The sequence below is a fragment of the Aliiroseovarius sp. xm-d-517 genome, assembly GCF_013283135.1.
GTDB classification, from domain to species: Bacteria; Pseudomonadota; Alphaproteobacteria; order Rhodobacterales; family Rhodobacteraceae; genus Aliiroseovarius; species Aliiroseovarius crassostreae.
Map to the genome: position 1 here is coordinate 534,641 of NZ_WBXT01000001.1, position 24,861 is coordinate 559,501.

Annotated in this window: 23 protein-coding genes; 12 read left to right on the forward strand and 11 right to left on the reverse strand. The window is 59.7% G+C overall.

Annotation, left to right across the window (positions count from 1 at the left end; translation table 11 throughout):
• Window positions 1-42 precede the first annotated feature (42 nt).
• Entirely contained in the window at window positions 43-1,200 is a 1,158-nt protein-coding gene (locus tag XMD517_RS02530) for a CaiB/BaiF CoA-transferase family protein (protein ID WP_173487619.1), read from the reverse strand.
• A gap of 137 nt (window positions 1,201-1,337) precedes the next feature.
• Window positions 1,338-1,661, reverse strand: a complete 324-nt coding sequence (locus tag XMD517_RS02535) for a hypothetical protein (RefSeq protein WP_173488277.1) — start codon at window positions 1,659-1,661, stop codon at window positions 1,338-1,340.
• Window positions 1,662-1,797: 136 nt separating this feature from the next.
• Here XMD517_RS02535 and XMD517_RS02540 point away from each other — a divergent pair, with 136 nt between their 5' ends.
• Window positions 1,798-2,355, forward strand: coding sequence for a hypothetical protein (locus XMD517_RS02540; protein WP_173487621.1), 558 nt, complete (start codon window positions 1,798-1,800; stop codon window positions 2,353-2,355).
• A 242-nt stretch (window positions 2,356-2,597) separates the two neighbouring features.
• On the opposite strand, the gene XMD517_RS15775 is transcribed toward XMD517_RS02540, so the two are convergent.
• The 4 genes from XMD517_RS15775 to XMD517_RS02555 form a co-directional block, all read right to left on the reverse strand.
• Window positions 2,598-2,732: a hypothetical protein gene (locus tag XMD517_RS15775; protein WP_256415891.1), complete on the reverse strand. Its 135-nt coding sequence runs from the start codon at window positions 2,730-2,732 to the stop codon at window positions 2,598-2,600.
• Window positions 2,733-3,109: 377 nt separating this feature from the next.
• Window positions 3,110-4,183: a methyltetrahydrofolate cobalamin methyltransferase gene (locus tag XMD517_RS02545; protein WP_173487622.1), complete on the reverse strand. Its 1,074-nt coding sequence runs from the start codon at window positions 4,181-4,183 to the stop codon at window positions 3,110-3,112.
• 6 nt (window positions 4,184-4,189) lie between these two features.
• A complete protein-coding gene (locus XMD517_RS02550) occupies window positions 4,190-5,125 on the reverse strand; it encodes a methylenetetrahydrofolate reductase (protein ID WP_173487640.1) in 936 nt (311 codons plus the stop codon).
• Between the two features lie 31 nt (window positions 5,126-5,156).
• Window positions 5,157-5,453, reverse strand: a complete 297-nt coding sequence (locus XMD517_RS02555; protein ID WP_055192016.1) for a virulence factor — start codon at window positions 5,451-5,453, stop codon at window positions 5,157-5,159.
• Window positions 5,454-5,737: 284 nt separating this feature from the next.
• Here XMD517_RS02555 and XMD517_RS02560 point away from each other — a divergent pair, with 284 nt between their 5' ends.
• Together XMD517_RS02560 and XMD517_RS02565 are read left to right on the forward strand one after the other, a co-directional pair.
• Window positions 5,738-6,850 carry a Ppx/GppA phosphatase family protein gene (locus tag XMD517_RS02560; RefSeq protein WP_173487623.1) on the forward strand — a complete coding sequence of 371 codons (1,113 nt, stop codon included), beginning with the start codon at window positions 5,738-5,740 and terminating at the stop codon, window positions 6,848-6,850.
• Entirely contained in the window at window positions 6,850-7,659 is an 810-nt protein-coding gene (locus XMD517_RS02565) for an RlmE family RNA methyltransferase (protein WP_173487624.1), read from the forward strand. Before XMD517_RS02560 ends, XMD517_RS02565 begins: the two co-directional genes overlap by 1 nt.
• A gap of 81 nt (window positions 7,660-7,740) precedes the next feature.
• Here the strand turns inward: XMD517_RS02565 and XMD517_RS02570 are convergent, their stop codons facing one another.
• Entirely contained in the window at window positions 7,741-9,186 is a 1,446-nt protein-coding gene (locus tag XMD517_RS02570; protein WP_173487625.1) for an aminotransferase class V-fold PLP-dependent enzyme, read from the reverse strand.
• Between the two features lie 108 nt (window positions 9,187-9,294).
• Here XMD517_RS02570 and XMD517_RS02575 point away from each other — a divergent pair, with 108 nt between their 5' ends.
• Entirely contained in the window at window positions 9,295-9,759 is a 465-nt protein-coding gene (locus XMD517_RS02575) for an Lrp/AsnC family transcriptional regulator (protein WP_173487626.1), read from the forward strand.
• Window positions 9,760-9,785: 26 nt separating this feature from the next.
• On the opposite strand, the gene XMD517_RS02580 is transcribed toward XMD517_RS02575, so the two are convergent.
• A complete protein-coding gene (locus XMD517_RS02580) occupies window positions 9,786-10,529 on the reverse strand; it encodes a glutamine amidotransferase (RefSeq protein WP_173487627.1) in 744 nt (247 codons plus the stop codon).
• A 194-nt stretch (window positions 10,530-10,723) separates the two neighbouring features.
• Here XMD517_RS02580 and XMD517_RS02585 point away from each other — a divergent pair, with 194 nt between their 5' ends.
• Together XMD517_RS02585 and XMD517_RS02590 are read left to right on the forward strand one after the other, a co-directional pair.
• A complete protein-coding gene (locus tag XMD517_RS02585; RefSeq protein ID WP_173487628.1) occupies window positions 10,724-12,376 on the forward strand; it encodes a tetrathionate reductase family octaheme c-type cytochrome in 1,653 nt (550 codons plus the stop codon).
• Window positions 12,373-13,035, forward strand: coding sequence for a cytochrome b/b6 domain-containing protein (locus tag XMD517_RS02590; RefSeq protein ID WP_173487629.1), 663 nt, complete (start codon window positions 12,373-12,375; stop codon window positions 13,033-13,035). The genes XMD517_RS02585 and XMD517_RS02590 overlap by 4 nt, the downstream gene beginning before the upstream one ends.
• Before the next feature lie 249 nt (window positions 13,036-13,284).
• On the opposite strand, the gene XMD517_RS02595 is transcribed toward XMD517_RS02590, so the two are convergent.
• On the reverse strand, window positions 13,285-13,884 hold the full coding sequence (locus XMD517_RS02595; RefSeq protein WP_254449823.1) for a DUF882 domain-containing protein: 600 nt from the start codon (window positions 13,882-13,884) through the stop codon (window positions 13,285-13,287).
• 352 nt (window positions 13,885-14,236) lie between these two features.
• On the opposite strand from XMD517_RS02595, the gene XMD517_RS02600 reads away from it, so the two are divergent.
• From XMD517_RS02600 to XMD517_RS02615, 4 genes are all read left to right on the forward strand, one after another.
• Window positions 14,237-15,865: a murein L,D-transpeptidase gene (locus tag XMD517_RS02600; protein ID WP_173487630.1), complete on the forward strand. Its 1,629-nt coding sequence runs from the start codon at window positions 14,237-14,239 to the stop codon at window positions 15,863-15,865.
• 128 nt (window positions 15,866-15,993) lie between these two features.
• Window positions 15,994-17,103 carry a UDP-3-O-(3-hydroxymyristoyl)glucosamine N-acyltransferase gene (locus XMD517_RS02605; protein ID WP_173487631.1) on the forward strand — a complete coding sequence of 370 codons (1,110 nt, stop codon included), beginning with the start codon at window positions 15,994-15,996 and terminating at the stop codon, window positions 17,101-17,103.
• Window positions 17,104-17,180: 77 nt separating this feature from the next.
• The gene (locus XMD517_RS02610; protein WP_173487632.1) at window positions 17,181-17,444 is read left to right on the forward strand and encodes an acyl carrier protein; all 264 of its coding nucleotides are present in this window, start codon (window positions 17,181-17,183) and stop codon (window positions 17,442-17,444) included.
• A gap of 5 nt (window positions 17,445-17,449) precedes the next feature.
• Window positions 17,450-18,661, forward strand: a complete 1,212-nt coding sequence (locus XMD517_RS02615) for a beta-ketoacyl synthase (protein WP_173487633.1) — start codon at window positions 17,450-17,452, stop codon at window positions 18,659-18,661.
• Window positions 18,662-18,859: 198 nt separating this feature from the next.
• Here XMD517_RS02615 and XMD517_RS02620 read toward each other — a convergent pair whose 3' ends face one another.
• Complete coding sequence (locus XMD517_RS02620) at window positions 18,860-19,513, reverse strand: invasion associated locus B family protein (RefSeq protein ID WP_254449824.1); 654 nt, start codon at window positions 19,511-19,513, stop codon at window positions 18,860-18,862.
• Between the two features lie 522 nt (window positions 19,514-20,035).
• Between XMD517_RS02620 and XMD517_RS02625 the strand changes: the two genes are divergently transcribed.
• On the forward strand, window positions 20,036-21,586 hold the full coding sequence (locus XMD517_RS02625) for a helicase HerA-like domain-containing protein (protein ID WP_173488278.1): 1,551 nt from the start codon (window positions 20,036-20,038) through the stop codon (window positions 21,584-21,586).
• Between the two features lie 536 nt (window positions 21,587-22,122).
• Here XMD517_RS02625 and XMD517_RS02630 read toward each other — a convergent pair.
• Window positions 22,123-23,400, reverse strand: a complete 1,278-nt coding sequence (locus XMD517_RS02630; protein WP_173488279.1) for an HlyC/CorC family transporter — start codon at window positions 23,398-23,400, stop codon at window positions 22,123-22,125.
• A gap of 88 nt (window positions 23,401-23,488) precedes the next feature.
• Between XMD517_RS02630 and XMD517_RS02635 the strand changes: the two genes are divergently transcribed.
• Window positions 23,489-24,856, forward strand: a complete 1,368-nt coding sequence (locus tag XMD517_RS02635; protein ID WP_173487637.1) for an MmgE/PrpD family protein — start codon at window positions 23,489-23,491, stop codon at window positions 24,854-24,856.
• The last annotated feature ends 5 nt before the right edge of the window (window positions 24,857-24,861 follow it).

The window sequence follows — 24,861 nt, forward strand, 5'->3', positions numbered from 1 at the left end:
AAATATCCCGGGGTGAGGCCGAAGGCCGAGGGGCAGCGCCCCTTACGCCTCCAGCCAGTTCAGAATGTCCTGCCGGTGCTCATCCAGCAACGGGGCGGCGGCGTGATCATTGTGATCTGCCATTGCGCTCATCTTGATCGGATTGCCCGCCGCCTTGAACGTGCCGCCATCGGGGGCGGGCAGGTCCAGCACCATGTTGCGGGCCAGAATCTGCGGGTCCTGCATCACCTGCGCCACGTTCTGAATGGGGGCGCAGGGGATCCCGGCTGCGGTGAGTTTTTCCAGCCAGTAGGAAACCGGGTGGTCCAGCGTGATCAGCTCGATCCGGCGCCGGAGCTGCATCACGTTCTGGCAACGGTCAAGATTGGACCTGAACTCGTCCCGCTCCGCCAGTTTCGGTTTGCCCAGCTCAGCGCAAAGCCGCTGGAACAGGGCGTCATTGCCACAGGCGATCACGAATAACCCGTCTTCGGCATGGAACGCCTCAAACGGTGCGATGGACGGGTGACGTGCCCCCGATGGTCCCGGCGCCACACCGGTTTCGTTTGAAATCGCAACCGCATGTTCGAGGATCGCCAGTTGGCTGTCGAGCATGGCCACGTCCACTTTCTGCCCTTCGCCCGTGCGTTCGCGGTGGTAAAGTGCAGCCAGAAGCCCATGCCCCAGGAACATGCCCGCAACGATATCCCCAACGGACGCGCCCACACGCACCGGTTCGCGGTTCTTTTCGCCGGTGATCGACATCACGCCGCCCCGCGCCTGCACCACCATGTCATAGGCCGGTTTCAGTGCCTCGGGGCCGGTATGTCCAAACCCGGAAACCGCCCCATAGATGATCCGGGGAAACCGCGCGTGCAGATCCTCCCAGCCATAGCCCAGCCGTTCCATCACGCCGGGACGATAGTTTTCCATCACCACGTCGGCACGGGTCAGGATCTTGTCAAAGATCTCTCGATCGTCATCCTGTTTGAGGTTGAGTGCAATGGATTGCTTATCGCGGTTGATGGTGGCGAAATAGGCGGAATGCCCATCGCGGAAGGGCGGGAAATGGCGGGTGTCATCCCCGATCCCGGGCATTTCAACCTTGATTACCTTCGCGCCGAGATCGGACAGGATCATCGAGCAATAGGGGCCGGCTAGCACATGGGTGAGGTCCACAATAGTGATGCCGTCCAGCGGCCCCTTTGGGGAATGTGACATGAAAAAAGTCCTTCTGTTCGCGGGTTTGGCGGACAGTTAGCGCTCGCGCAACGTGTTGACCTTGAGGGAAATCAAGTTTCTGGCGGGGTTGACGTGAGGAAAGGGAATGCCCGTCATGCGCGCGCTGCAAGGCGCCCTCAATGATCGTGGGATGCCCAGTGACAACGGTCAAATTCCGCATAAGCCACAAGGGTGTCACTTTGGTTCGGCCCAACCAGCCGTGAACAGCCTTCCAACACGGTTTCGCTTTCAAAGACGCTGAGAATGCCCCCGTCCTGATGCGGGCTGCAGAGCTGTTCTGCCGGGCCAAGCCACCCTGTAAGGCGCGCGCCGCCCTTTGGTGTGACGGCAAAGAAATGATCCTGTTGCGTCGCATTGGTCACGCAGCTCTCCGCCTGGGCCGGGAAAGCGGGCAGGAGCAGCAGGGCCATGAAAGAGAAGGGTGAAAAGACGTGTTGCATGATGCCAGCGTCGCCCCCACAGCCGAACCTGTCCAGTCACAGACCATCGCAATTCGGTGATGTGAGTTGTGCCCCTGTGAAGTCGCAACAGGCTAGGCTGGGCCTATTTCCAAAACTGAGTTCGGGAGGAATTGTGATGAAACGAATAAGTTTGCTGGCACTCGCCGCCGTGATCGGATGGGGGGCCATGGCCAGCGCACAGGATGCGCCATTTGGCAGTGATGAAGATGCCGCCTATGCCGCCGCCCTGTGGCAGGCAATGCTGGACCAGCGCCTGGCCGGGGAGGGGATGATCCGTGGATTTCCCTATGAAGGCATCGAACCCCACGGCCTGATGTTGGAGACATTTTACAGCACGGCAGACGTGAACGGGCATCAGGGGGCCTTGATCGTGAAACGGAACTTTGGCCCGGAAGGGGTTGAAATCGATCAGGTTCTGACGGATCCGGGCAAGCATCTGGGGGCCTATACGGTGATGTTTCAGCGTGAAAAAGGCTATGATGACGACAATCAGAACTGGTTCTGGGTGAAATATCTGCCGGACGGATCGCTGGACATGAACCCGAAGGGAATGCGGCTGGCTGGTCGGGTTGCCAAAGGGGCGGATGCGGGGTGTATCGCCTGTCATTCCGGTGAAGATGATTACATTTTCACCACCGACGCCCCGGTCGCGATGGACACCATGATGAAGTGACGTGGGTCTGATGCAGGCCTGATAAAGCGTTGCCACATTGCCGGTGCAACAGCGTGATGTAGATAAGCCGCGCCTCATGTGATGAAGGCGGGGGTTTCCCATTATTGTGCTGACCCAACAGGAAACACCTTAGCGGGCGAGCGCGCGCAAATGGGCGCTGGATAACAGATCTGGTCGATAGAAAAAGAGGCCCTGCCTGGGCAGGCGGGCCTCACAAACTCGTATGTCAAAGGGCGCCGTGATCAGCTGACCGGGTTGCCCATTTTGTCATAGGTCACTTCCGGCATGATCGGGGCCGGCTCGGGCTCCGGCTGCGATGCGCAAGCGGCCAGGGTTGCAACAACAAGAAGAAGTGCGGCTGCGGATTTGATGGTCATGTTCTTTGCCTCTTTTATGCAGGTGATCACGCCTTGCGATGTCAGTTCGCCGCAGGCTGGACCAAGCTGAAAGGACCAGGCCCCTGCGGCCTCACAAGGTGCCACCGAGGAAATCTTAACCCTTTGGTGAGATATTGCAATGATTGAGTGTGTTGCCATCCCTTGGTCACCCCGATGTCATCCGGGGCGCAAAATGGGGAAGCAACATCGAAAAGAGCAGCCCGGTCATGGACAAAAGAGAAGGGCCCGCACAGGCGGACCCTTTTTATGTGTTTTGGCAGATTTGCGCCGCGTTACCCGCGGGGAGCCTAATGCGCCGCGTTAGCCGCGACAGGCCTTTTGCGCCGCGTTAGCCGCGGCAGGCCCAATGCGCCGCGTTAGCCGCGGCGACGACGTCCACCGCGACGGCCACCAGCACCACCAGCGGCATCGCCAGCCGGTTTGTTGAAGGCGATCCAGGCGGCGCCGCCATCGTCGTTGTTGGTCAGGAAGTTGGCGGCGCGGATCGCTTCCATTTCCTTACCAGCACGCGGCTTGGTCGAGCCCAGACCAAACACCTGACAGAAGGTCTCGTCGTCCATATCGGCCGGGATAATGATGCCCTTGGCTTCGATCTCGGCCTTTTTCTCGGCCAGTTTTTTCGGGCCAACCGGCAGGGCAACCGGGTTCATGATCGCAGAGGTCATGCCGGTCGCCATCGCCATCGGCAGGAAGGCGTTGTTGATGCCGTGACGGTTCGGCAGGCCGAAGGAAATGTTCGAGGCACCACAAGTGGTGTTCACGCCCAGCTCGTCACGCAGGCGACGGTTCAGTTCAAACACCTGCAGGCCAGCGGTGCCCATGGCGCCGATCGGCATCACCAGCGGGTCCACCACAATGTCATGGGCCGGGATGCCGAAGTCAGCCGCGCGTTCCACGATCTTCTTGGCCACCGCAAAGCGCACTTCCGGATCTTCCGAAATGCCGGTGTCGTCGTTGGAAATGGCCACAACCGGCACATTGTATTTCTTGACCAGCGGCAGAACCACTTCCAGACGCTCTTCTTCGCCGGTGACGGAATTGAGCAGCGGGCGGCCCTTGGCAGCCTCAAGACCAGCTTCCAGTGCGCCGGGAACGGAGCTATCGATGCAGAGCGGGCAATCGGTCACGGCCTGTACGACCTCAACCAGTTTGCGCATCAGGTCCGGCTCAACAAAGTTGTTGTCGGCATAACGCGGATCTTCGGCCATCTTGTTCGAGAACACGGCGCCCGAGTTGATGTCGAGGATGGTGGCGCCAGCGGCAACCTGCGCTAGCGCGTCGGCTTCCACGCGCGAGAAATCGTCACGCTCCAGCTCTTCGTTCAGGATCTTGCGGCCGGTCGGGTTGATGCGCTCGCCGATCACGGAAAACGGCTGGTCAAAGCCGATGATCGAGGTTTTGGTGGCGCTTTCGACGATGGTACGGGTCATTAATTATTATCCTTTGGTCGCGTTTACGGGGGCGGTGGCGTCACCGCCATTGTTGATGGCCCAGTTGGCATTGGTCTTGATGCCGCCCAGCGGGAAGAAATGGACCTTTTCAATGTTGAAATCGGGGTTGGCCGCCTTGTAGTTGGCCAGTTCGTTCAGCACATCGGTCGGCTCATACGGCAAAAGCAGCTTGGACACGTCCATCGCGCGTTTCTGCAGCACTTTCAGCGACGGGCCAACACCGCAGGCAATGGCAAATTTGATCAGGGTCTGCAGCTTGGCAGGGCCGGCGATGCCGATATGGACCGGAATGTCGATACCTTGCGCTTTCAGCCCGTTGGCCCAGTCGATGATCGGACCGCCGTCAAAGGCGAATTGGGTGGCGAGCGCCATCTTGGCGTCGGTGCGCTTGGAAAACTCCTGTTTCCACGACAGCGCCTCATCCACGTTCTTGCGCGACCCGTCCGGGTCGATATCCTTGTTGCCTTCCGGGTGGCCTGCAACATGCAGACGGTCGAAGCCGTGCTTGTCGAAAAGACCGGTTTCCAGAAGCTGCATCGAGGAATGGAAATCGCCGTGCGGCTGGGCCACGCCGCCCGCCAGCAGCAGCGCCTGTTTCACATTGGCCTCACCCTGATAGCGGTTGATCCAGTCAGCAAGCGTCGCTTCGTCCTTGATGATCCGGGCGGGGAAATGCGGCATCACGTCAAAGCCTTCGCCGTTGATGCGCTTGGCGGTCTCGACCATTTCCTCGATCGGGGTGCCCTCGATATGGGCGATATAGACGCGGGTGCCTTCCGGCAGCAGGTCGCGGAAATCCTCGACCTTGGCGGCGGTGCGCGGCATCACCTCAATCGAATAGCCTTGCAGGAAAGCTTCGAGGGCGGGGCTTGCAGTCTTGACGTCATCCGACGCCTTCTTGCGGAAATTCAACAGCGCCATGGCTGCCTCCATCAGCTTGGGCCAGGACATCTTATGCCCGGCCATCGTTGGCAATCAGCGCCTTGAGACGCTCCTGATCATATTCCGCGTCGATGCGTGCAGCTTCCGCCTTGGCAATCTCCTGCGGGTCTCCCTCCAGAGGATAGGGGGCAGCCTTGCGCCATTCCGCCAGATAGGCGTCGCTGTCACGCGCGCCCACCTTCATCGCAGCCCGGTCAATGGCCTGTTCAAATCGCTCGGGCAGGGCGGCCTTGGCCCCCCGGCGCCCTTTGCCGACGATGACTTGTGCGGGCATGTCCCGCCAGTAAACGATCGTGACGTCAGGCATCGTGCGATTCTCCCTCTCTCCTGGTTGTTCCGTTCTAAAACCGCCCCCCGGTTTCGAGCGGACGTTTTTCGACACAGGGTGATCCACAAGCGACTTCCATGTCGGTTTTGCATGCTGTTGGATACGTCAAATCTGCCGCCATCACCACTCCGGGGCGTGCAAAAACCTGCCACAACGCCGTGAAACTTTCTCATCATCTTTATCAATCAAGCGCGCGTCGGGGATTGCGCAATTCTTTGCCGACGCCTATCTTGAAGGCAACTTGAATAGGAGGGCGTTTCGTCATGACGCCCAAGCGTCCCAATGGTGCGGGCGCGTTCCCGAAAGCGGTTGCAACCCCCGCGCCGAAATCGCCGGATCCATCCGGGCTGTATGCCGCCCTGGATCTTGGCACAAACTCGTGTCGGATGCTGATTGCCCAGCCAAAGGGCAGTCAGTTTCACGTCGTGGACAGTTTTTCGAAATCCGTGCAACTGGGCAAGGGGCTCGAAGCGTCGGGCAAGCTCAGCCGTGCCTCCATGGCGCGCACCGTGCAGGCGCTGCGCATCTGCCGCAAGAAGCTGATCAAACATGATGTCAAGCGTATGCGCCTTGTGGCGACCGAAGCCTGCCGCCGTGCCCAGAATGCGCGCAGTTTCATGAATTATATCCGCCGGGAAACCGGGCTGAAGATGGAGATCATCAAGCCCGAGGAAGAGGCGCGCCTGGCCGTGGTCTCCTGTGCGCCGCTGGTCTCAACCCGGACCGAACAGCTTCTTGTCGTCGATATTGGCGGTGGCTCAACCGAGCTGGTCTGGCTGGATCTGTCGAAAGTGCCGCCGCTGGAGCGGCCCAAGGCGATCATGCGGATGGGGCGGGGGTTCCTGGGCGATGCCGGCCCGTTCCCGCAGGCCACCGTGGTGGACTGGATCTCGGTGCCTTTGGGGGTCGCGACGCTGCGTGAGATGTTTGACGATGTGGATGACGACGCCGGGCGCTATGCGCTCATGTCGGTGCATTTCGAAGAGCAGCTGGCCGATTTCAGCCCCTTTTATCATGAACCGCCCCGCGAGGGGTTTCAGATCATCGGGACCTCGGGCACCGTGACCACCGTGGCCGCCACCCATCTGGGGCTGCGACGCTATGATCGCAACAAGGTGGATGGGCTGCGCATGACCTCTGAACAGATCGAGAAGGTCATTCATGGCTATCTTGCGCTGGGACCAAACGGGCGGCGGATGAATTCCCATATCGGGCGGGATCGGCAATCGCTGATCATGTCGGGTTCGGCGATCCTGCAGGCGCTTTTGCGCGTCTGGCCCACGGATCGCTTGTCAGTGGCGGATCGCGGCCTTAGAGAGGGCATTCTTTATTCGCAAATGTCCTCGGACGGTGTTTTGGAAGACGGACCATTCTGATGTCGGATCAAACTGGAAATAATGGCGGCTCTGGTGAGGGCGAGGGCAGCGACGGCGCTGGTGGCGCTGGTGAGGCGGGCAAATCCGCCGGGCGCAAATATTCGAAACGCACCCGCAAATCCTCGGGCCGGGGGCAGCGCGACCTGACGGTGAAGGTGAAAACCGCCCGTGGGCGGCGCAATTCCTCAACCCGGTGGCTGCAGCGCCAGCTGAACGACCCTTATGTGCAGCGCGCGCGGGCCGAAGGCTATCGCGGTCGCGCGGCCTTTAAGATCATGGAACTGGACGATAAATTCCGTTTCCTGGTCAACGGCGCGCGGGTGGTGGATCTGGGCTGTGCGCCGGGCGGCTGGGCCCAGGTTGCGGTGCCGCGCATCAATGCGCTTGGTGAGAAACCGGGCAAGCGGATCGGCACGTTCCTGGGAATTGACCTGCAAGAGGTTGAACCGCTGGCCGGGGCGGAGTTCCACCAGCTCGATTTCATGGAAGAGGGCGCGGACGACCAGATCAAGGACTGGCTGGGCGGTCGGGCGGACGTGGTGATGTCGGATATGGCGGCGGCCAGTTCCGGTCACAAACAAACCGACCACCTGCGTATTATCGCGCTGTGTGAGGCGGCGGCCTATCTTGCCTTTGACGTGCTGGAAGAGGGGGGCACGTTCGTCGCCAAGGTGCTTGCCGGTGGGGCAGAGGCCGAGCTGCAGAAGATCCTCAAGATCCGGTTTGACAAGGTGCGCTATATGAAACCGCCCTCAAGCCGGTCGGACAGTTCCGAGAAATTTGTGGTGGCCACCGGTTTCCGGGGCTAGTTCCGGGGTTAACGGCATTTTGCCCAATCGAAGACCGTTTTGATTGGGCCGTTCGATTGGGCAGTCCGATTGGGCAGTGTGTCATGCGCTTTGCGGGATCGTTTCGGGACGCGTGGAAATCGCAAAGCGCGCGGTTGCAGGGTCCGCTTTGTAATACCCCTCCAGCTCGTCCAGCCGGTGTGTGAGCGCGTTCACGCTGTCGATCACGTAGCGCGCTTTTTCATCTGACATCAAATAGCTGAAATTAAGCCGCACCCAGCCCGGTTTCTCCAGTTCATGCCCCTGTTGCAGTGCGCAGAACAGGGCGTCGGAGCCGGTCTGGTCGATCCCCAGCAGCGCGTGGGCATAAGGGCCCGCACAGGCGCAGCCGCCGCGCACCTGAATGCCGTAGACGTCGCTCAGCATTCGGGTGAACAGCTGGTGATGAAACGGGCGGCCGTCCGCGCGTTTCACCAGAAAGGAAAAGATCGGCAGCCGGTTGGGGTGATCTGTGCCCAGCAGCACCAGCTGCGGATTGTCGGCCCAACCGGTGATGGCCATCTCGTTCAGGTCGGCTTCGCGGGCAGAAATCCTCTCCTGCCCAACCGCCTCCTTGACCAGAAAGGCGAGGGCTGCGCGAATGTCGCCCACCACATTTGGCGTGCCGGCTTCTTCGCGTGTGGCAAGCGTGTCGGAATAGCTGTGTTTCCAGGGAGAGACAAAGCTGACAGTGCCGCCCCCCGGCAGGCTTGGCGCGTGGCACCTGACCGCTGCGTCCCGCACGATCAGCAGGCCGGACGCGCCCGGACCGCCTGGAAATTTATGCGGTGAGACCACCACTGCGTCTTTCTGGCAATCTGGCGCAGGGGCCATGTCAATCGGCAGATAAGGGGCGCCACCCGCATAATCCCAGACCGACAGCGCGCCATGTGCCTTCAAAAGCCGCGTCACCGGATCGGGGTCCGTGATCACGCCGGTCACATTGGAAGCGGCTGAAAAACTGCCGATTTTCACCTCGGCATCTGCGTGGGTGACAAGGGCTGCCTCAAGGGCTGCCAGATCCGGCCCTCCTGCCGGGGCTTCGGGGATTTCCACAACCTCTGCAGCGGATTCGCGCCACGGAAGGATGTTGGAGTGATGTTCATAAGGTCCAATGAAAACAACGGACTTCCGCGCTTTATTCACACCAAACAGGGACACGATCCGGTTCAGGCCCGCAGTGGCCCCGGCCCCCGCAAAGATCACTGAGCAATCGTCGGCACGGGTGATCCGCGTGATTTCGGCGCGCGCCTGCGCGCGCATTCGGGTCATATAGGCACCGCAATAGGAGGCCTCGGTATGGCTGTTGGCATAGAAGGGCAGAACGTGATCGCGGACAAAGTCTTCGACCAGTGTCAATGCCCGCCCGGACGCCACGTAATCGGCATAGGTCAACGTGACATCCCCGAACAGGCCGGGAATTTTCACCCCATCCCCAATAACGGAATTGCGGAGCTTTGACATCCCGTCGGCCCGCCGCAAAAGGGATTTGAAGATCTCGATACTCATATTACGTTCCCTGACGTCATTTCTGTCTTGGGGAATTTCACCATTGGTTAGACGAGATTTTGAACGTAATATCTGCGTGAGATTGGAAAATATGATGAAATTGACCACATGAATGGCATAAAAGTAGATCAGAAAGATCATGAGATTCTGGCGATCCTGCAGCGCGATGGCGCCATTTCCCAGCGCGAACTGGCCGAACGGGTGGGGCTGTCGCAAAACGCCTGCTGGCGGCGGTTGCAAAGCCTGAATGCGATCGGGGTGATCACCGGCAATACGGTGCGGCTGGACCGGGAAAAACTTGGCCTGAAGCTGGTGGTTTTTGTGCTGATGCGCACCCGGCACCATTCATCCGACTGGCTGAAGAATTTTCGCAGGGCAGTGCTGAACGTTCCGGAAGTTGTTGATTTCTTTAGGATTGGTGGGGATTACGACTATCTGGCTAAAGTGGTGACCGAGGATATCCAAAGCTATGATCAGGTCTATCAACGCCTGATTTCCACGGTCGAACTGGACGGGGTGACCTCATATTTCTCAATGGAAACCATTGCCGAGCAGCGCCCCTATCATATCTGAACAGGCGGCTTCACCGGCATCCTGTATCACCGGCTGCGGTATCGGGACACGAAATTGGCGAGGATCTGTTCCGGCACCACCACATTGGCGGCATGCACCATGTCGATCAGGGACTGGGCTTCTTCCGGTGGGAAATAGCCGTGATGTTTATAGATGCCGATACGGGTTTCGAACCCATGTGCATCGGCCTCGGGGTGGAACTGGGTGGCATAAACATTCTGGCCAAAGCGCACCATCTGGAACGGGCAATCGGGGGCGCTGACCAGATGGGTACAGCCTGCGGGCAGGTGCTGCATCGCTTCCTTATGGCCGACAAATGCCTCAAACTCCTCGGGTAAACCGTTGAGAAGTGGGTCAGTTTTTCCATCATCCGTCACGCGGCAGGGGGTTGCCCGCACGGGTTCGCCATAACGATCCTTGGAGATCGCACCCGGTTCAAGATGGTGGCCGAGGATGCCGATCCCATAACAACAGCCCAGAAATGGCATGTCGCGGGCGGTGATTTCCGGCATCAAGGACAGGCATTCTGCTTCGATCTTGGCCTCAATCGGTTTTTTCTTTTCCGGCGCGTCCGAAACACAGCCGGGTCCGCCCCCGACAATGACGCCGGAATAGGCATCAAGGTTCAGATCCGCAGGCAGGTTGTCCTGATCCAGGCGAATGCGATGCACCTCGTCACGCGACAGATTCCCTTTGCTCAGAAAGGCCTGAAACTCGTCATCCGAGGCATCGGTTTCGGGGCGCAATTGCAAGATCAGAAAGGGTTTCATCTGGGGCCTTCGGGTCAGAGGGGAAAGTTTGCACGACACTGCCTGATCGGGGCGATGAGGGCAATGGGCTGATCATGGCCGAAATGCGGGATGCGGCGTTTTGATACATGGTCTGGAATTTGCAAATGAGATAATATATGAATGAATGAATATGAGTCGGTGCTGCGCGAACCACCGGCAGGGGAGAGCCAGCCATGAACACAATCCTGAAAAGGGTGGTCTGGGTCGTTATTGGGGTGATGTTCGCGCAGATCTCCTTGGCCGAAACCGGATCAAACGGGGCGAAGGTCCCCGAGAAACCGCCCGCAATTCCAACATCTTCTACCGCTGACCACAGCACGTTTGAGGCCTTGAAAGGCCCGTTCGCCTCAGGGCCTGAGGTGACAAAAGCCTGTCTGACCTGCCACAATGAGGCGGATGATCAGATCATGCATTCGATCCATTTCAATTGGAATTACGAAAGTGCATCGGGCCAGACGCTGGGCAAATCCAAAGTGATCAATGCGTTTTGTGGCAATGTGGCGGGGAATGAACCGCGCTGCACCTCGTGCCATGCGGGCTATGGCTGGGATGACATGTCGGTCACACCCGCTGATGCGGGGGTCGCGCCGGACTGTCTGGTTTGCCACGACCGATCCGGCCAATATACCAAGACCGCCACCGGGGCAGGGCACCCCCCGCTGGATCCGGTCAAGCCGGGCACCAAAACCATCACCGGGCAGCTTGCCTGGGCGGTGGATCTGGCCAAATCGGCACAATCGGTTGCCATGCCGGGGCGCGACAATTGCGGCAACTGCCATTTCTATGGCGGCGGCGGGGACAATGTGAAGCACGGCGATCTCAGCTCAGCGCTTTATAACCCGTCGAAACAGGTGGATGTGCATATGTCGCCCGAGGGCGAGAATTTCACCTGTTCCACCTGTCATGTTGAGGAAAAGCACGACTGGGCCGGATCACGTTATGACACGGTGGTCACATTGCCGGAGCACCCGAAGCCCGGCGCCGGCCGCACGACCGCGACCTGCGAAAGCTGCCACTCAGATGCACCGCACCCGTTGAATATCAAAGGCGTAAAGCTGAATGATCACACGGATAAACTGGCCTGTCAGACCTGCCACATCCCGGAATTTGCCCGCGGTGGCGTGGCCACAAAGACCTATTGGGACTGGTCGGCCGCAGGGCGTATGGGACCGGATGGCAAACCGATGCATGAGGACAACTGGGTGCAGTCCGATGGCAAGAAGCTGCACACCTACCTGTCCACCAAAGGGATCTTCGACTATGGCGAGGACGTGGTGCCGCATTACGACTGGTTCAACGGTCACGTGGAATATGCAACGGATGAGGTGATCGACCCGTCCAAAGTGGTTGAGGTGAACCGTCTGAACGGCACGCCGGGCGCCACGGACAGCCGGATCTGGCCGTTCAAACGCATGGAGGGCCGTCAGGCCTATGACACGGCGTCGAACAAACTGACCTATTCACAGGTCTGGGGGCCAACCACCGATACCGCCTTCTGGACCAATTTCGATTGGGGCAAGGCGATCAAGGCCGGGATGAAGGCGGCCGGGCGTGAGTATTCCGGGCAGTTCGATTTCACGGACACGTATATGTATTGGCCGATCACCCATATGGTGGCGCCCGCAGATCAGGCTCTTGATTGTGCAGCCTGCCATGCAGAGGACGGCCGGTTGGACGGGATCGCGGCGGTTTACATGCCGGGCACGGATCCGCGCGGCCCATTTGGCCTTATCGGCATGGCGATCTTTGCCCTCGCCCTGCTTGGCGTCACGGGCCATGCGCTGCTGCGTCTGGTTGGCCGCAAATCGAAAGGGACACCGTCATGAGCAAACGTATCGTCAAGGTTTACCCGCGGTTTGAGCGCCTGTGGCACTGGACGCAGATGGCGCTGATCATGGTGCTGATGGTGACCGGGTTCGGGATGAACGGGGTGCATGACCTGCTGCCCTTCGGACCGGCGGTCATGTTTCACACCATGGCGGCGCTTGCGCTGCTGCTGGTGTGGATCTTTGCCACGTTCTGGCTGTTCACCACCGGCACCTGGAAGCAGTTTGTCCCGCAGCTTGATGGATTGCTGCAGGTGGCCCGGTTCTATGCCTATGGTGTCTTCAAGGGGGAAAAACACCCCTATAAGAAACTCTATTGGCGCAAGCATAACCCGTTGCAGATATTTGCGTATTTCGGGTTGAAAATGTTTGTCTTCCCGATGATCTGGGGCACCGGCCTGATCTATCTGACCTATAATTTCTGGGCCGAGGGGGATGCGAGTTTCACGCTTTACGTGGTGGCCAATCTGCATCTTCTGGCCGCCTATGTGATCGCAGCTTTTGTCGTGGTGCATGTCTATATGCTGACCATTGGCCACGGGTTCCGTGAACATGTCCGGCCCATGATCAGCGGGTATGAAGAGGTGGACCTGACGCCGGAGCAGGAGGCCTATCTGGAGGCCAATGAACCGGATCGCCTGATGCCGCGTGAGGGTTGAGTGCATCAGGGCGATCAGAGGGTGACCCCCTGGGCTGAGGGGGCGCCCCGGTGAAGAACGCGGGATCCGAAAGGAGCCCGCGTTTCGCATCTGCGACCCGTGCGCAGCACCCCGTGCCGGGGCAGACAGTCTCAGATATCCCGTTCCTGCAACCTGCGAAAAAAGCGGCTCACGTAAAAAAGGCTCACCGGGACGGGAGCCTTTGAAGGGGTCTTCAGGATGTCGATCAGGGGGGGGCGTGGGCTGGGCTCAGCGTCCCCAGGTGCGCACGGTGCCGCAATCCATATGCACGAAATTGGAACCGGTATATTTTCCAACCCCTCCGCCACGGCAGGCGGCTGCGGCTTTGAACATCTGGTTCACGCTGCGTGATTTCAGGCGCAGATCAGCAGCCTGACCCTTCATATGCAAAGAGTTCTTGGCCACCCCACGCGACTTGCTGCGCAACATGGCGTTGGTCTGCGGCGAGCGGTAGCCCGACAGCATCATATAGGGCTCACGCACATCCATCAGCCCATGGGCGGCGGCCATGATATCGATGGTACGGGTGTCCATCCTGACCGACCGGTCCACGCGCCAGTCGCGCATGAAGTGATTGATTTCCTGAAGGGATTCTTTGATGTATTTGCCTTCGACCCAATAGATCATATTGATCGATTCACCGGTGCGGCCGGAATACATGGCAATGCGGCGCACATCGCCGCCGCCACGCAGAAAGCCTGCGGCATTGGCATACATCGGAGCGGCAGATACGGCCGTAGCGGCAAAGGCGCCCAGCAATCCGCGGCGTGTCAGCAGGGTGGAAGAATTCCGCTCGGTCGAAAGATCAGTCGAAACCGTCATAGTCATAGTTCAGCGTGTCCCGTCGCTTGCCTGTCCTCTGATCCCGCCCTTCTGGAGGGGCGCGTGATCGTCGTCCTATTGCTACCTTTTTCCCCTCAGGTGCGTCTGTTTTATGGCACAAGTCGAATCGCAAACCAAGGGAAGTTTTAACACCGGGGGCGTTTTCAAGACTGGTCGGCAAAATTTTGCTGAAAATGGAAAATAACTGGTTAACCGTGACCAAAACGCGCCAGTTCTTCGAAATTCCCTTGCGATTGTTAAATTGCTTCTCAGATTTCGGTTTTGTGAGTGGACAGTCCCAGAGGGATTTAAGACAATTCGCCGGTCTTTCGGATTATTTGGTATCAACGGGATTGATATGACAACTCTATCACTGCGAAATTCTCGTGCTTTTTCTGCGCATCTGGTTCTGGTTTGGGCGCTTAGCCTTTCAGTGGCGGTCTTTGCCACGGTGTCCGGGGCCCGGGCCCAGTCCAGCCCATCTGCCTTTGCACAGGCCGTGGCCGAGGCGGCTGCGCGCGACGCATCGGTGGCGGCTTTCTACAAGGCCAATGGCTACAAGGCGATCTGGACCGGGACCGGTGGCAAGGATCGGTCGCGTCGCAAGGCGCTTTTGCAGGCCTTGTCCCAGGCAGGGGATCATGGATTGCCGGCATATGAGACCGATCTGCTCAGAACCAACCTTGGGCAGGTGAAAAGCGTGCGGGATCTGGGCAAGCTTGAGGTTCAGATGTCAAAGCTGTTTCTGCGCTATGCGCGGGATGTGCAGACCGGCATTGTAAAACCTTCCAGCATCGACAGCGGAATCGTGCGCGATGTGCCGCTGCGGGATCGGGCACAGCTTCTGGCCGCGTTTGCCAAATCAAGCCCGGCGGGGTTCTTGAAGGCCCTGCCACCGAAAGCACCGGAATATGCCCGGTTGATGAAGGAAAAGATCCGGCTCGAGAAGCTGCTCGCGCGCGGGGGCTGGGGGCCGAAAGTGCCTGCCAAGTCCCTCAAACCGGGCCAGTCCGGAAAGGCCGTGGTGGCGCTGCGCGACCGGCTGCAGGCGATGGGCTATCTGAAACGCTCTTCTACCCAGACCTATGATGTGGCGATCCAGAAGGCGGTTCAGCTGTTCCAGCGCGATCATGGGCTGCTCACCGATGGCGTGGTTGGCGCCGGCACCATGAATGAGATCAACGTGCCGGTGCAAAAACGTCTGGTGTCGGTTATCGTGGCGATGGAGCGGGAACGCTGGATGAATATCGAGCGCGGCAAACGCCATATCTGGGTGAACCTGACCGATTTCACCGCGAAGATCGTGGATGGCGGCAAAACCGTTTTCCGCACCCGATCCGTGATCGGTAAGAATGTGAAAGACCAACGCAGCCCGGAGTTTTCCGATGTGATGGAATTCATGGTGGTCAATCCGACCTGGAACGTGCCGCGTTCTATTGCCACCAAGGAATACCTTCCGATGCTGAAAAAGAACCCCAATGCGGTCAGCCATCTGAAGCTGATCGACAGCCGGGGACGCACGGTCAATCGTGGGTCGGTGGACTTCACGCAGTTCACGGAAAAGAGCTTTCCCTTTGCGATCAAGCAAGCCCCGTCCGGGCGCAATGCTTTGGGGCTGGTCAAGTTCATGTTCCCGAACCGGCATAATATCTATCTGCATGACACCCCGTCGAAAAGCCTGTTTTCACGGGAAACGCGTGCCTTCAGCCATGGGTGTATCCGCCTGAACGACCCGTTTGATTTCGCCTACGCGCTGCTGGCGAGACAGACGAAAGACCCGAAAGGCGTGTTCCACAAGGCGCTGAATTCCGGCAAGGAAACGCGTATTGATCTGCAAGAACCGCTGCCGGTGCATCTGGTCTATCGCACGGCGGTCATGCCGGCCAAGGGGCGGGCCAATTACCGCCGCGACGTTTATGGCCGGGATGCCAAGATTTGGCAGGCCCTGAGCAAAGCCGGGGTGGCGCTTCGGGCCGTAGACAGTTAAATCCAGTCATAAGAGATGCCAGGCCACCGGTTTGACAACGGGGCGCAAGGGGGACCTCGCGCCCCTTTTTACGTCCGCCGGGGTCGAAATGCCGACCCCTGACCTGCCGGTCCCAAAGGAGAAAAGACATGACATTCACGCTTGCCGAAATCGCCAAGGCGCTTGGAACCGAGGTGCAGGGGCGCGGGGATATCGCGCTTGACGGGGTGCGCGAACCTGCTGATGCGGGGCCGGAGCATCTGGCGCTGGCAATGGACCCGAAATATGCGGACGGGTTTGCGCAAGGGGCCGCGCGGGCGGCGCTGTTGTGGGAGGGTGCGGACTGGCAGGGGCTGGGGTTGGACGGGGCCATCTGTCTGAACCGGGGCAAGGCTGCGATGCCGCTTCTGACCCGTGCGCTTGACCCCGGTATGGGCGTGGCGCCTGGGATCCATCCAACCGCTGTGGTGGATGACACCGCCCAGATCGGTGAGGGGGCATGCATCGGTCCTTTTGTCGTGATCGGTGCCGGGGTGGTGATTGGAAAAAACGCCACCATCGGGGCCCATGTCTCGATCGGATATGACACGAAAATTGGCGATGCGGCGGTTTTGCATCCCGGCGCGCGGATTGCGCATCAATGCCGGATCGGCGACCGGTTTGTGCTGAACGCCAACGCGGTGATCGGCAGTGACGGGTTCTCATTCGTGACGCTGGACCGCGAAAGTGCCGTGGAAAAGATGCGCGGAGATATGGCCGAAGGGGAACAGGCCGGGGCGGTTCAGGGCAGCGCCCATTGGGCACGTGTGCATTCCCTCGGCGGGGTTGAGATCGGGGATGATGTCGAGGTTGGCGCCGCTTCTACCATTGATCGCGGCACCATTCGGGCCACAAAGATCGGAAATGGCACCAAAATCGACTGTCAGGTGCAGGTGGGTCACAATGCGGTTGTGGGCGAACATGTCATGATGTGCGGCAATGTGGGGGTCTCCGGCTCTGCCCGGATTGGCAACCGGGTTGTGCTGGGGGGCAAGGTCGGTGTCAGCGACAATATCTTCATCGGTGACGACGTGATTGCCGGGGGGGGCACCAATATCTACACCAATGTTCCTGCGGGGCGCGCGGTTCTGGGCAGCCCTGCGGTGAAGATCGAAACCGAAATGGCCATCCGGCGCGAATTGCGCCGTCTGCCACGCCTGGCCCAAACCCTGCGCGACCTTCAAAAAACTGTTTCAAAGCTCGTGGATAAGGACGGATAAAGGCCCCCGTTCCCCTTGAAGCGGTAGGGGGGCATACCCTAATTTATGGCTGGAACGGGCCAAGGACAGGAGCTGATATGTCTGACACAAGGGACCGGGTGATTGCGATCATCGCTGAACAGGCCGTGCTGGAGCCGGGGGATGTGCGCCCCGAGCAGACGCTAGAGGAGCTGGGCATTGACAGTCTCGGACTGGTCGAAAGTATCTTTGCCATCGAAGAAGCCTTTGATATTTCAGTGCCTTTCAATGCCAACGACCCAGACGAAAGCGGGTTTGACATCTCTTCCGTGGCGGCGATCATCACGGCTGTCGAAGGCTTGATTGCAGCGCAGGCAGCCTGAACCTCATGCGGCGTGTTGTGATCACCGGTCAGGGGACTATCAATGCCCTTGGCCGAAATGTTGCCGAGACGATGGAGGCGATGCGCGAAGGGCGCTGTGGCATTTCGGATCTCGATTTTCGCGATGTGGACCGCCTGTCGATCCGGATCGGTGGGCAGATCAAGAATTATGACCCGGAAACCCATTTCAACCGCCAGAAGATTTCGCTTTATGACCGGTTTACCCAGTTCACGCTGCTGGCCGCACAAGAGGCGGTGACCCAGTCCGGTCTGGTGTTTTCCGGGGATCTTGCCACCCGTTCCGGTGTGGTGCTGGGCACATCGGGCGGGGGGATGAACACGCTCGATGAAAATTACCGATCCGTCTATGAGGATGGCAAGAACCGGGTGCATCCCTTTGTGGTGCCCAAGCTGATGAACAACGCCGCCGCCAGCCATGTGTCGATGGAATGGAACCTGAAAGGGCCAAGCTTTACCGTCGCCACCGCCTGTGCCAGTTCAAACCATGCGATGGGGCAGGCGATGCAGATGATCCGGTCTGGCATGGCGGATGTGATGGTGACGGGCGGGTCCGAGGCGATGCTGTGTTTCGGGGGCATCAAGGCCTGGGAAGGGCTTCGGGTGATGTCACGCGATGCCTGTCGCCCGTTTTCCGCCAACAGGAACGGCATGGTGCAGGGCGAAGGGGCCGCGGTGTTCGTGTTCGAAGACTATGAACACGCGCGCGCGCGCGGCGCTGAGATCATCGCCGAAGTGGCCGGTTTTGCAATGTCATCCGATGCGGCTGATATCGTGATGCCCTCTCGCCAGGGGGCTGCACGGGCCATCCGGGGCGCGCTCAGTGATGCGCAGATGAACCCCGAGGATGTTTGCTATATCAACGCCCATGGGACCGGAACCGCAGCCAATGACAAGACCGAATGCGCGGCGGTGGCAGATGCCTTTGGCCATCATGCGGATGACCTGATGATTTCCTCGACCAAATCCATGCATGGGCACCTGATCGGGGGCACCGGCGCGGTAGAGCTTCTGGCCTGTATCATGGCGCTGAGGGACGGGGTGATCGCGCCCACAATCGGGTATCAGGAGCCGGACCCGGAATGCGCGCTGGATGTGGTGCCGAACGAGGCGCGCGAAGCACGGGTCGAAGCGGTGCTGTCCAATGCTTTTGCGTTTGGTGGGCTGAACGCGGTGCTGGCCTTGCGGCGCGCGCCCTGAGCGTCAGTTTGGTTCGCCCGGTTAAATTGCCCACTGTTAATTGCCACAGTTAATTGCCCAGTGCGCGACCCAGTCTGTTTTACAACGACGAGCAAAATCGTTTCGACGTTCACCTGAGACAGGGAAAACGCGCGACGCTTTAACAGAAAACGCCGCCTGAAAGGGCGGCGTTTTTAGGTGTGTTGAAAGTCGGTGGCGTTACTGCGCGACAGGCTGCGCCAGCGCGTCATAGGCGGCGGTAAAGCCGGTCAGCGACATGTCCAGATTGACCTTCTGGTTGGCTGCTGCTGCGGGGACGATGGTCACCGTGGCCTTGGCGCCCTTTTTGAACGCAGCGATTTCGGCCGCGGTAAAGCCGATATTGGCCACGCAGCCCGGCTGAGAGCAGAAGCGGAACGGGTAGCGGCGGGTCTGCGCGCCATCCACCGAGATGGTCAATTGCTGGGTCAGCAAGGTTTCCAGCGGCACCACAACCGTTGCCCCCGCAGCAGCCTGGCCCCCTTCGGGCAATTTGCCCAGAGAGACTTCTGCAACCGAATTGCCACCTTCATCTTTCAGCAGCTGATAGATCTGGCAGGGATCGTCCCCGTCGGGATTGTTCAGGCATTTCACCTCCCACTCACCATGGGTGGAGGCGATATACGGCGCGCCGGGTTGCAGCTCGGCATCGGACACTTCGGTGCCCATATCCGGCCCATCCTGCACAGTGTCGGTGCTGTCCTGTGTCACCTCTGCGGCTTCCGGTGCGGTGGCATCGGTGCTTTCTTGCGCCATCGCTGCCGTGCCAAGGGCGAGAATCGCGGCAATTGACAGGGGTTTCAACAGGGGTTTCATCAAATCAACCGTCATCATATTCCGTCTTTTCCAACGTCTTTTGTTTCAGTTGCGCATGGCTTAGCACGAGGCGTCAGGGCTGTCAGGTGGAAAAGAAAACCGGGTTTGACCGAGGGGGGATTTTCGCTGATCCCCTCGCTGAGGCTGAGAATTGAATGGAAAGGGTAAGTGACGGTTTACAAAAGAAGAAAAGGACCCGGCAAATGCGGATCCCTTTCTAATTCTCTCCCTGCCGGACTGACCGGCTTATGGGGGGACGCTATGTCACTTGGTCGCAGTGGTCAAGACTTGAATTTGATCTGGATCATAAAAAATGCCGCATGCGGGGCCGCATGCAGGTCGGTCCGATAAAAAAGCCGCGCCCGAAAGGCGCGGCAGTCTGACAGGGAGGAAGTCTTCCCGGGGCGCGTGCCCATCGGGAATGATTTCACCCTTTCACAGAAGGGTTAATTTTGTATTGTCAGGGAGAACGGAATTGGAACACCCGACCGTGCGGGCGCAACACCCGCCAGCGGCGCGTGAATTAGACAGGCAGATCAGATGAGTGAAACGATTTTCATTGGTGGCGGTGGCGAAGGCTACGGCGCGGCGCAAACGCTCTTGCTGAAATATGCCAACCGGCATGGGCTGGTGGCGGGGGCCACGGGCACCGGCAAGACGGTCACGCTTCAGATCATGGCCGAAAGCTTCGCCGCCCAGGGCGTGCCGGTGTTCCTGTCGGATGTCAAAGGCGATCTGTCCGGTCTTGCCGTTGCGGGGTCGGAAAGTTTCAAACTGCATGAGGCCTTCACCTCTCGGGCTGAAAAGATCGGGTTCACCGATTACGCCTATCAGGCCTTCCCGGTGACCTTTTGGGACCTTTATGGCGATCAGGGCCATCCGATCCGCACCACGGTGACGGAAATGGGGCCCTTGTTGCTGGCACAGCTTCTGGAATTGACCGAAGCGCAGGAAGGGGTGCTGAACATTGCCTTCCGCGTGGCCGATGAACAGGGGCTGCCTTTGCTTGATCTGAAGGATCTGCAGGCGCTTCTGGTCTGGGTTGGAGAGAATTCCAAAGATCTTTCCCTGCGGTATGGCAATGTCTCCACGGCCTCGGTGGGGGCCATTCAGCGCGCGCTTCTGGTGTTGGAAAATCAGGGCGGGCACAAGCTGTTTGGGGAACCCGCACTGGAGCTGTCGGATATGATGCGCACCGACACGGATGGGCGCGGGCGCATTTCGATCCTGGCCGCGGACAAGCTGATGGCCTCTCCCAAGCTTTACGCCACCTTCCTGCTTTGGCTTTTGTCGGAACTGTTTGAGGAACTGCCCGAGGTGGGGGACCCCGACAAGCCCAAGCTGGTGTTTTTCTTCGACGAGGCGCATCTGCTGTTTGACGATGCCCCCAAGGCGCTGGTGGATAAAGTCGAACAGGTGGCCCGCCTGATCCGGTCGAAGGGCGTAGGCGTTTATTTCTGCACCCAGAACCCGGCGGATGTGCCCGAGGATATTCTGGGCCAGCTTGGCAACCGGGTGCAGCACGCGCTGCGCGCCTTCACCGCCAAGGACCGCAAGGAGCTGCGCCAGGCGGCGGAGACCTATCGCGACAATCCCCGCTTTTCCACCGAGGATGCCATTCGTGAAGTTGGCGTGGGCGAGGCGGTCACCTCGTTTCTGGAACGCAAAGGGGCACCGGGTATGGTGGAGCGCACGCTGATCCGCCCGCCCAGCTCGCAGCTTGGCCCGGTGGATGCAGCGACCCGTCAGGCGTTGATCAAAGCCTCGCCGATTGCTGGCAAGTATGAGGATCTGAAAGATCGCGAAAGTGCCTTTGAGGTGCTTCAAGCCCGTGCCGACAAGGCGGCGCAAGAGGCCGAAGAAGCCGAGCGCGCCGAGGAGGAGGCCGAGAGCGTGGCAGAACGCGACTATCGCGCCGGACGGCGCTATTCCGGCACCCGTGTCGGTCGCTCCACCGCGCGCAAGCCCAAACGCAAATCCGAAGACGGGTTTGGGTCAGCGATTGCGACCGCCGTGATCAAGGAGCTTAAGGGCACAACCGGGCGGCGCATCGTGCGCGGCATTTTGGGCTCGTTTTTCAAAGGGCGGTGAGCCGCGGCGCACCATACGAGCGTTTCGCGCGCTCCTCCACAAACCAGCCTTTCAGGTTTTTGGCGGAACGCTTTAGCTAAAAAGATGTAGTGCCAATTGGCGCAATCGCCCCTGAAACAGGAACGGGCCACATCCGAAAAGGTGGCCCGTTTTTTGTTGTTCAATCCAAAGCCCGGGTAAAATCGCGCCCTCGGGCCTGCCACAAACCTTAATCACGGTTGCGGTGGAATACCCCAAAAAGCAGGGTTTATTGGACTGAAATCGGACCTTTGCACGATAATGTTGTCCCCAGAACTATTGGCGCTCTTGTCCGAGCAGCCGGTAAAAAACAGGACTAAACCAATCACAACGAGCGATACATTTCTCATGACACCCTCCTTGATTGAAAGGATCAGTATCCTCTGCGCCATGGTGACGGATCAAGCTGGCCAATCTGTTAGCCCGCCCCCGGTTGGGCGGTATTGGATGAGGGAGGAGGCGGCGAAGATGTGAAAAGCGTTTCAATTCTCCCCCGTCACAAGAGAGACCGAAACGCTTTAAAGGGGGCGGATTTTCAATTCGGCAATCCGGTTGCCATCGCGTCGGAGCACCTCAAACCGGAACCCGTGAAAGCTGAACACCTGGCCTTCGCTGGGGATCATCTGGGCTTCGTGAATGACCAGACCTGCAATGGTGTTGGCCTCGTCATCAGGCAATTGCCAGTCGCGCGCGCGGTTCAGGTCGCGGATCGTCATAGCGCCGTCAATCAGGTAATGCCCATCCGGGGTGCGGGTGATTTCTTCCTCATCCGCCGAGTCGAACTCATCGGTGATTTCGCCGACGATTTCTTCCAGAATATCCTCAAGCGTGATCAGCCCTTCAAGGGAGCCATACTCATCCACCACCAGCGCAAAATGGGTGTGGCGATGCAGGAACTGGCGCATCTGGTCGTCGAGCGTGGTGGTTTCGGGGATGAAATAGGGTTCCATCACCACCTGCATCACGTCGAAATCATCCAGTGATTTCCCCGAGGACTGAAAGGCATACATGGCGCGGCTCAGATCCTTGGCGTGAAGCACACCAATGATGTTTTCCTGCTCGCCACGATAGACCGGCAACCGGGTATGGGGAGAGGCGAGGATCTGTTCCAGAACGTCAAGCGCCGGGGCGTCGGCGTCAATCATCTCGATCTTGGAACGATGCAGCATAATCTCTTCGACCGCGCGATCCCCCAGATCCAGCGCCCCTAACAACCGGTCGCGATCTTCCTTTTCCACGGCCCCTTCCGAATGGCCCAGCGTGATGGCCCCGGCGATTTCTTCGCGCACTGCCAGGATCTGGCTGTCCGGATCGGTTTCGACCCCAAACAGGTTCAGAACACCCCGCGTGATTGCGCGCACGGCGGCCACGATTGGTGAAAAGATCAAGATCACCACCGCAATCGGCCCCGAGGCCGCGCCGGCGGCGGCTTCGGGCCGGGTGATGGCATAGGTTTTGGGCAGCACCTCGGCAAAGATCAGCACCAAGAAGGTCATCACCAGCGTGGCCAGCGCCACGCCGCTGTCGCCAAACAGGCGGGTGAAAAGGGCGGTTGCTAGCGAAGTGGCAAGGATGTTCACCAGGTTGTTGCCCAGCAGAACCGATCCGATCAGCCGCTCATTATCCTCGGTGATCTCCAACGCGCGCTGCGCCCCGCGTTCGCCACGATCCGCCCGCGAGCGCAGCTTGCCGCGCGACGCAGCGGTCAGCGCGGTTTCCGAACCTGAGAAAAAGCCTGACAGCACCAGAAGCGCCAGAATGGCGGCGGAGGTGATCCAGAAACTGGTGTCGAGCATGTTGAGGCCTTTGTGATCATTGCGAAGCTGGGCGAATTGCCTATAGGTCTTATGGGGACAAGAACGCTTGTTTTCAAGGGAGTGACCAATGGATCATCAGACAGAAACGCATCCCGGTGCCCAGGAAATTCCAACCGGCGCGGGGGCAAGTGATCCGGCGCGGCTTTTGGCCCGTTTCGCCCACGCGCCCCTGACCGGGGCCGGGGAGGCGCTTGAAATGATGTGCCTGTCCCTGCTGGACTGGGCGGCCGTCTCTATCGCAGGCGCGCGTGAGCCGGTCTCAGAGATCCTGCGCGACATGGGGCTTGAGGATGGAGGGCAGGCGCAGGCCAGTGTCATCGGTTCGGCCACCCGTCTGCCCGCCCGTGCCGCCGCACTGATCAACGGAACCACCAGCCATGCGCTTGACTATGATGACACGCATTTTGCCCATATCGGCCATCCGTCCGTGGCCGTGATCCCCGCCGCGCTGGCCCTGGCTGAGGCGGAGGGTAAGACCGGGCAGGAGATGCTGGAAGCGGCCCTGATCGGGGTGGAAGCGTCAATCCGTGTCGGGATGTGGCTGGGGCGATCACATTACCAGACCGGGTTTCATCAGACCGCCACGGCGGGGGCGTTTGGTGCGACGCTGGCGGGGGCGCGCCTTTTGGGGCTTACTGAGGCGCAGACCCTGCATGCGCTTGGCCTTTGCGCCACCCGTGCCGCCGGGTTGAAAAGCCAGTTTGGCACCATGGGCAAGCCCTATCACGCGGGTATGGCCGCCCAAACCGGGGTGGAGGCGGCCCGTGCTGCCCGCGCCGGGTTTCTGTCGACCCCGGACGGGTTGACCGCTGAGCAGGGCTTTGGTCCGACCCATGCAGGTGAGGGCAATATGGGGGCGTTTGAGGGGATGGGCACGCAGTGGCAGATCCTGTCGATCAGTCACAAGTTTCATGCCTGCTGCCATGGCACCCATGCGATGATCGAGGCGCTCTCACCGCTGATGCTGCGGCCCGATCAGGTGGTGTCGATCGAATTGCGCACCCATCCTCGCTGGCTGAGCGTGTGCAATATTCCGACCCCGGCGACCGGGCTTGAGGTGAAGTTTTCCTATGCCCATGTGGCGGCGATGGTGATCAGCGGCTGTGACACGGCGGCGCTGAACAGTTTCTCGGATGCGCGGGCCAGGGACCCGGAATTGCAGGCGCTTGCACGCAAACTGCATGTGATCGGGGATGACGCGGTCAAGGAAACAGAGGCGCAGCTGGTGATTGACACTGTCACGGGGCGCCGCACGGCAGAGCATGATCTGGATACGCCTGTGCCTCTGGACACGCGCCGTCGCAAGCTGCGGGCCAAGGCGCGGGCGCTGACCGGTGGGGCAGGCGGCGGGCAGGGGGACCGGCTCTGGTCCGCCATTCAGGCTGAGACTGGCCCGGACCTCGTGGCATTGGCACGGCTGTTACGGCTGGCCTGAGTTAG

Bases quoted from the DNA above. Each gene is read 5' to 3' on its own strand.
- XMD517_RS02555 (WP_055192016.1), bottom strand. From the start codon at position 5,453: ATGCCTGACGTCACGATCGTTTACTGGCGGGACATGCCCGCACAAGTC.
- XMD517_RS02605 (WP_173487631.1), top strand. From the start codon at position 15,994: ATGACATTCACGCTTGCCGAAATCGCCAAGGCGCTTGGAACCGAGGTG.
- XMD517_RS02575 (WP_173487626.1), top strand. From the start codon at position 9,295: ATGAATGGCATAAAAGTAGATCAGAAAGATCATGAGATTCTGGCGATC.
- XMD517_RS15775 (WP_256415891.1), bottom strand. From the start codon at position 2,732: ATGACCATCAAATCCGCAGCCGCACTTCTTCTTGTTGTTGCAACCCTG.
- XMD517_RS02530 (WP_173487619.1), bottom strand. From the start codon at position 1,200: ATGTCACATTCCCCAAAGGGGCCGCTGGACGGCATCACTATTGTGGAC.
- XMD517_RS02590 (WP_173487629.1), top strand. From the start codon at position 12,373: ATGAGCAAACGTATCGTCAAGGTTTACCCGCGGTTTGAGCGCCTGTGG.
- XMD517_RS02565 (WP_173487624.1), top strand. From the start codon at position 6,850: ATGTCGGATCAAACTGGAAATAATGGCGGCTCTGGTGAGGGCGAGGGC.
- XMD517_RS02570 (WP_173487625.1), bottom strand. From the start codon at position 9,186: ATGAGTATCGAGATCTTCAAATCCCTTTTGCGGCGGGCCGACGGGATG.
- XMD517_RS02615 (WP_173487633.1), top strand. From the start codon at position 17,450: ATGCGGCGTGTTGTGATCACCGGTCAGGGGACTATCAATGCCCTTGGC.
- XMD517_RS02550 (WP_173487640.1), bottom strand. From the start codon at position 5,125: ATGGCGCTGTTGAATTTCCGCAAGAAGGCGTCGGATGACGTCAAGACT.
- XMD517_RS02620 (WP_254449824.1), bottom strand. From the start codon at position 19,513: ATGATGACGGTTGATTTGATGAAACCCCTGTTGAAACCCCTGTCAATT.
- XMD517_RS02535 (WP_173488277.1), bottom strand. From the start codon at position 1,661: ATGCAACACGTCTTTTCACCCTTCTCTTTCATGGCCCTGCTGCTCCTG.
- XMD517_RS02585 (WP_173487628.1), top strand. From the start codon at position 10,724: ATGAACACAATCCTGAAAAGGGTGGTCTGGGTCGTTATTGGGGTGATG.
- XMD517_RS02560 (WP_173487623.1), top strand. From the start codon at position 5,738: ATGACGCCCAAGCGTCCCAATGGTGCGGGCGCGTTCCCGAAAGCGGTT.
- XMD517_RS02545 (WP_173487622.1), bottom strand. From the start codon at position 4,183: ATGACCCGTACCATCGTCGAAAGCGCCACCAAAACCTCGATCATCGGC.
- XMD517_RS02630 (WP_173488279.1), bottom strand. From the start codon at position 23,400: ATGCTCGACACCAGTTTCTGGATCACCTCCGCCGCCATTCTGGCGCTT.
- XMD517_RS02635 (WP_173487637.1), top strand. From the start codon at position 23,489: ATGGATCATCAGACAGAAACGCATCCCGGTGCCCAGGAAATTCCAACC.
- XMD517_RS02625 (WP_173488278.1), top strand. From the start codon at position 20,036: ATGAGTGAAACGATTTTCATTGGTGGCGGTGGCGAAGGCTACGGCGCG.
- XMD517_RS02580 (WP_173487627.1), bottom strand. From the start codon at position 10,529: ATGAAACCCTTTCTGATCTTGCAATTGCGCCCCGAAACCGATGCCTCG.
- XMD517_RS02610 (WP_173487632.1), top strand. From the start codon at position 17,181: ATGTCTGACACAAGGGACCGGGTGATTGCGATCATCGCTGAACAGGCC.
- XMD517_RS02540 (WP_173487621.1), top strand. From the start codon at position 1,798: ATGAAACGAATAAGTTTGCTGGCACTCGCCGCCGTGATCGGATGGGGG.
- XMD517_RS02595 (WP_254449823.1), bottom strand. From the start codon at position 13,884: ATGACTATGACGGTTTCGACTGATCTTTCGACCGAGCGGAATTCTTCC.
- XMD517_RS02600 (WP_173487630.1), top strand. From the start codon at position 14,237: ATGACAACTCTATCACTGCGAAATTCTCGTGCTTTTTCTGCGCATCTG.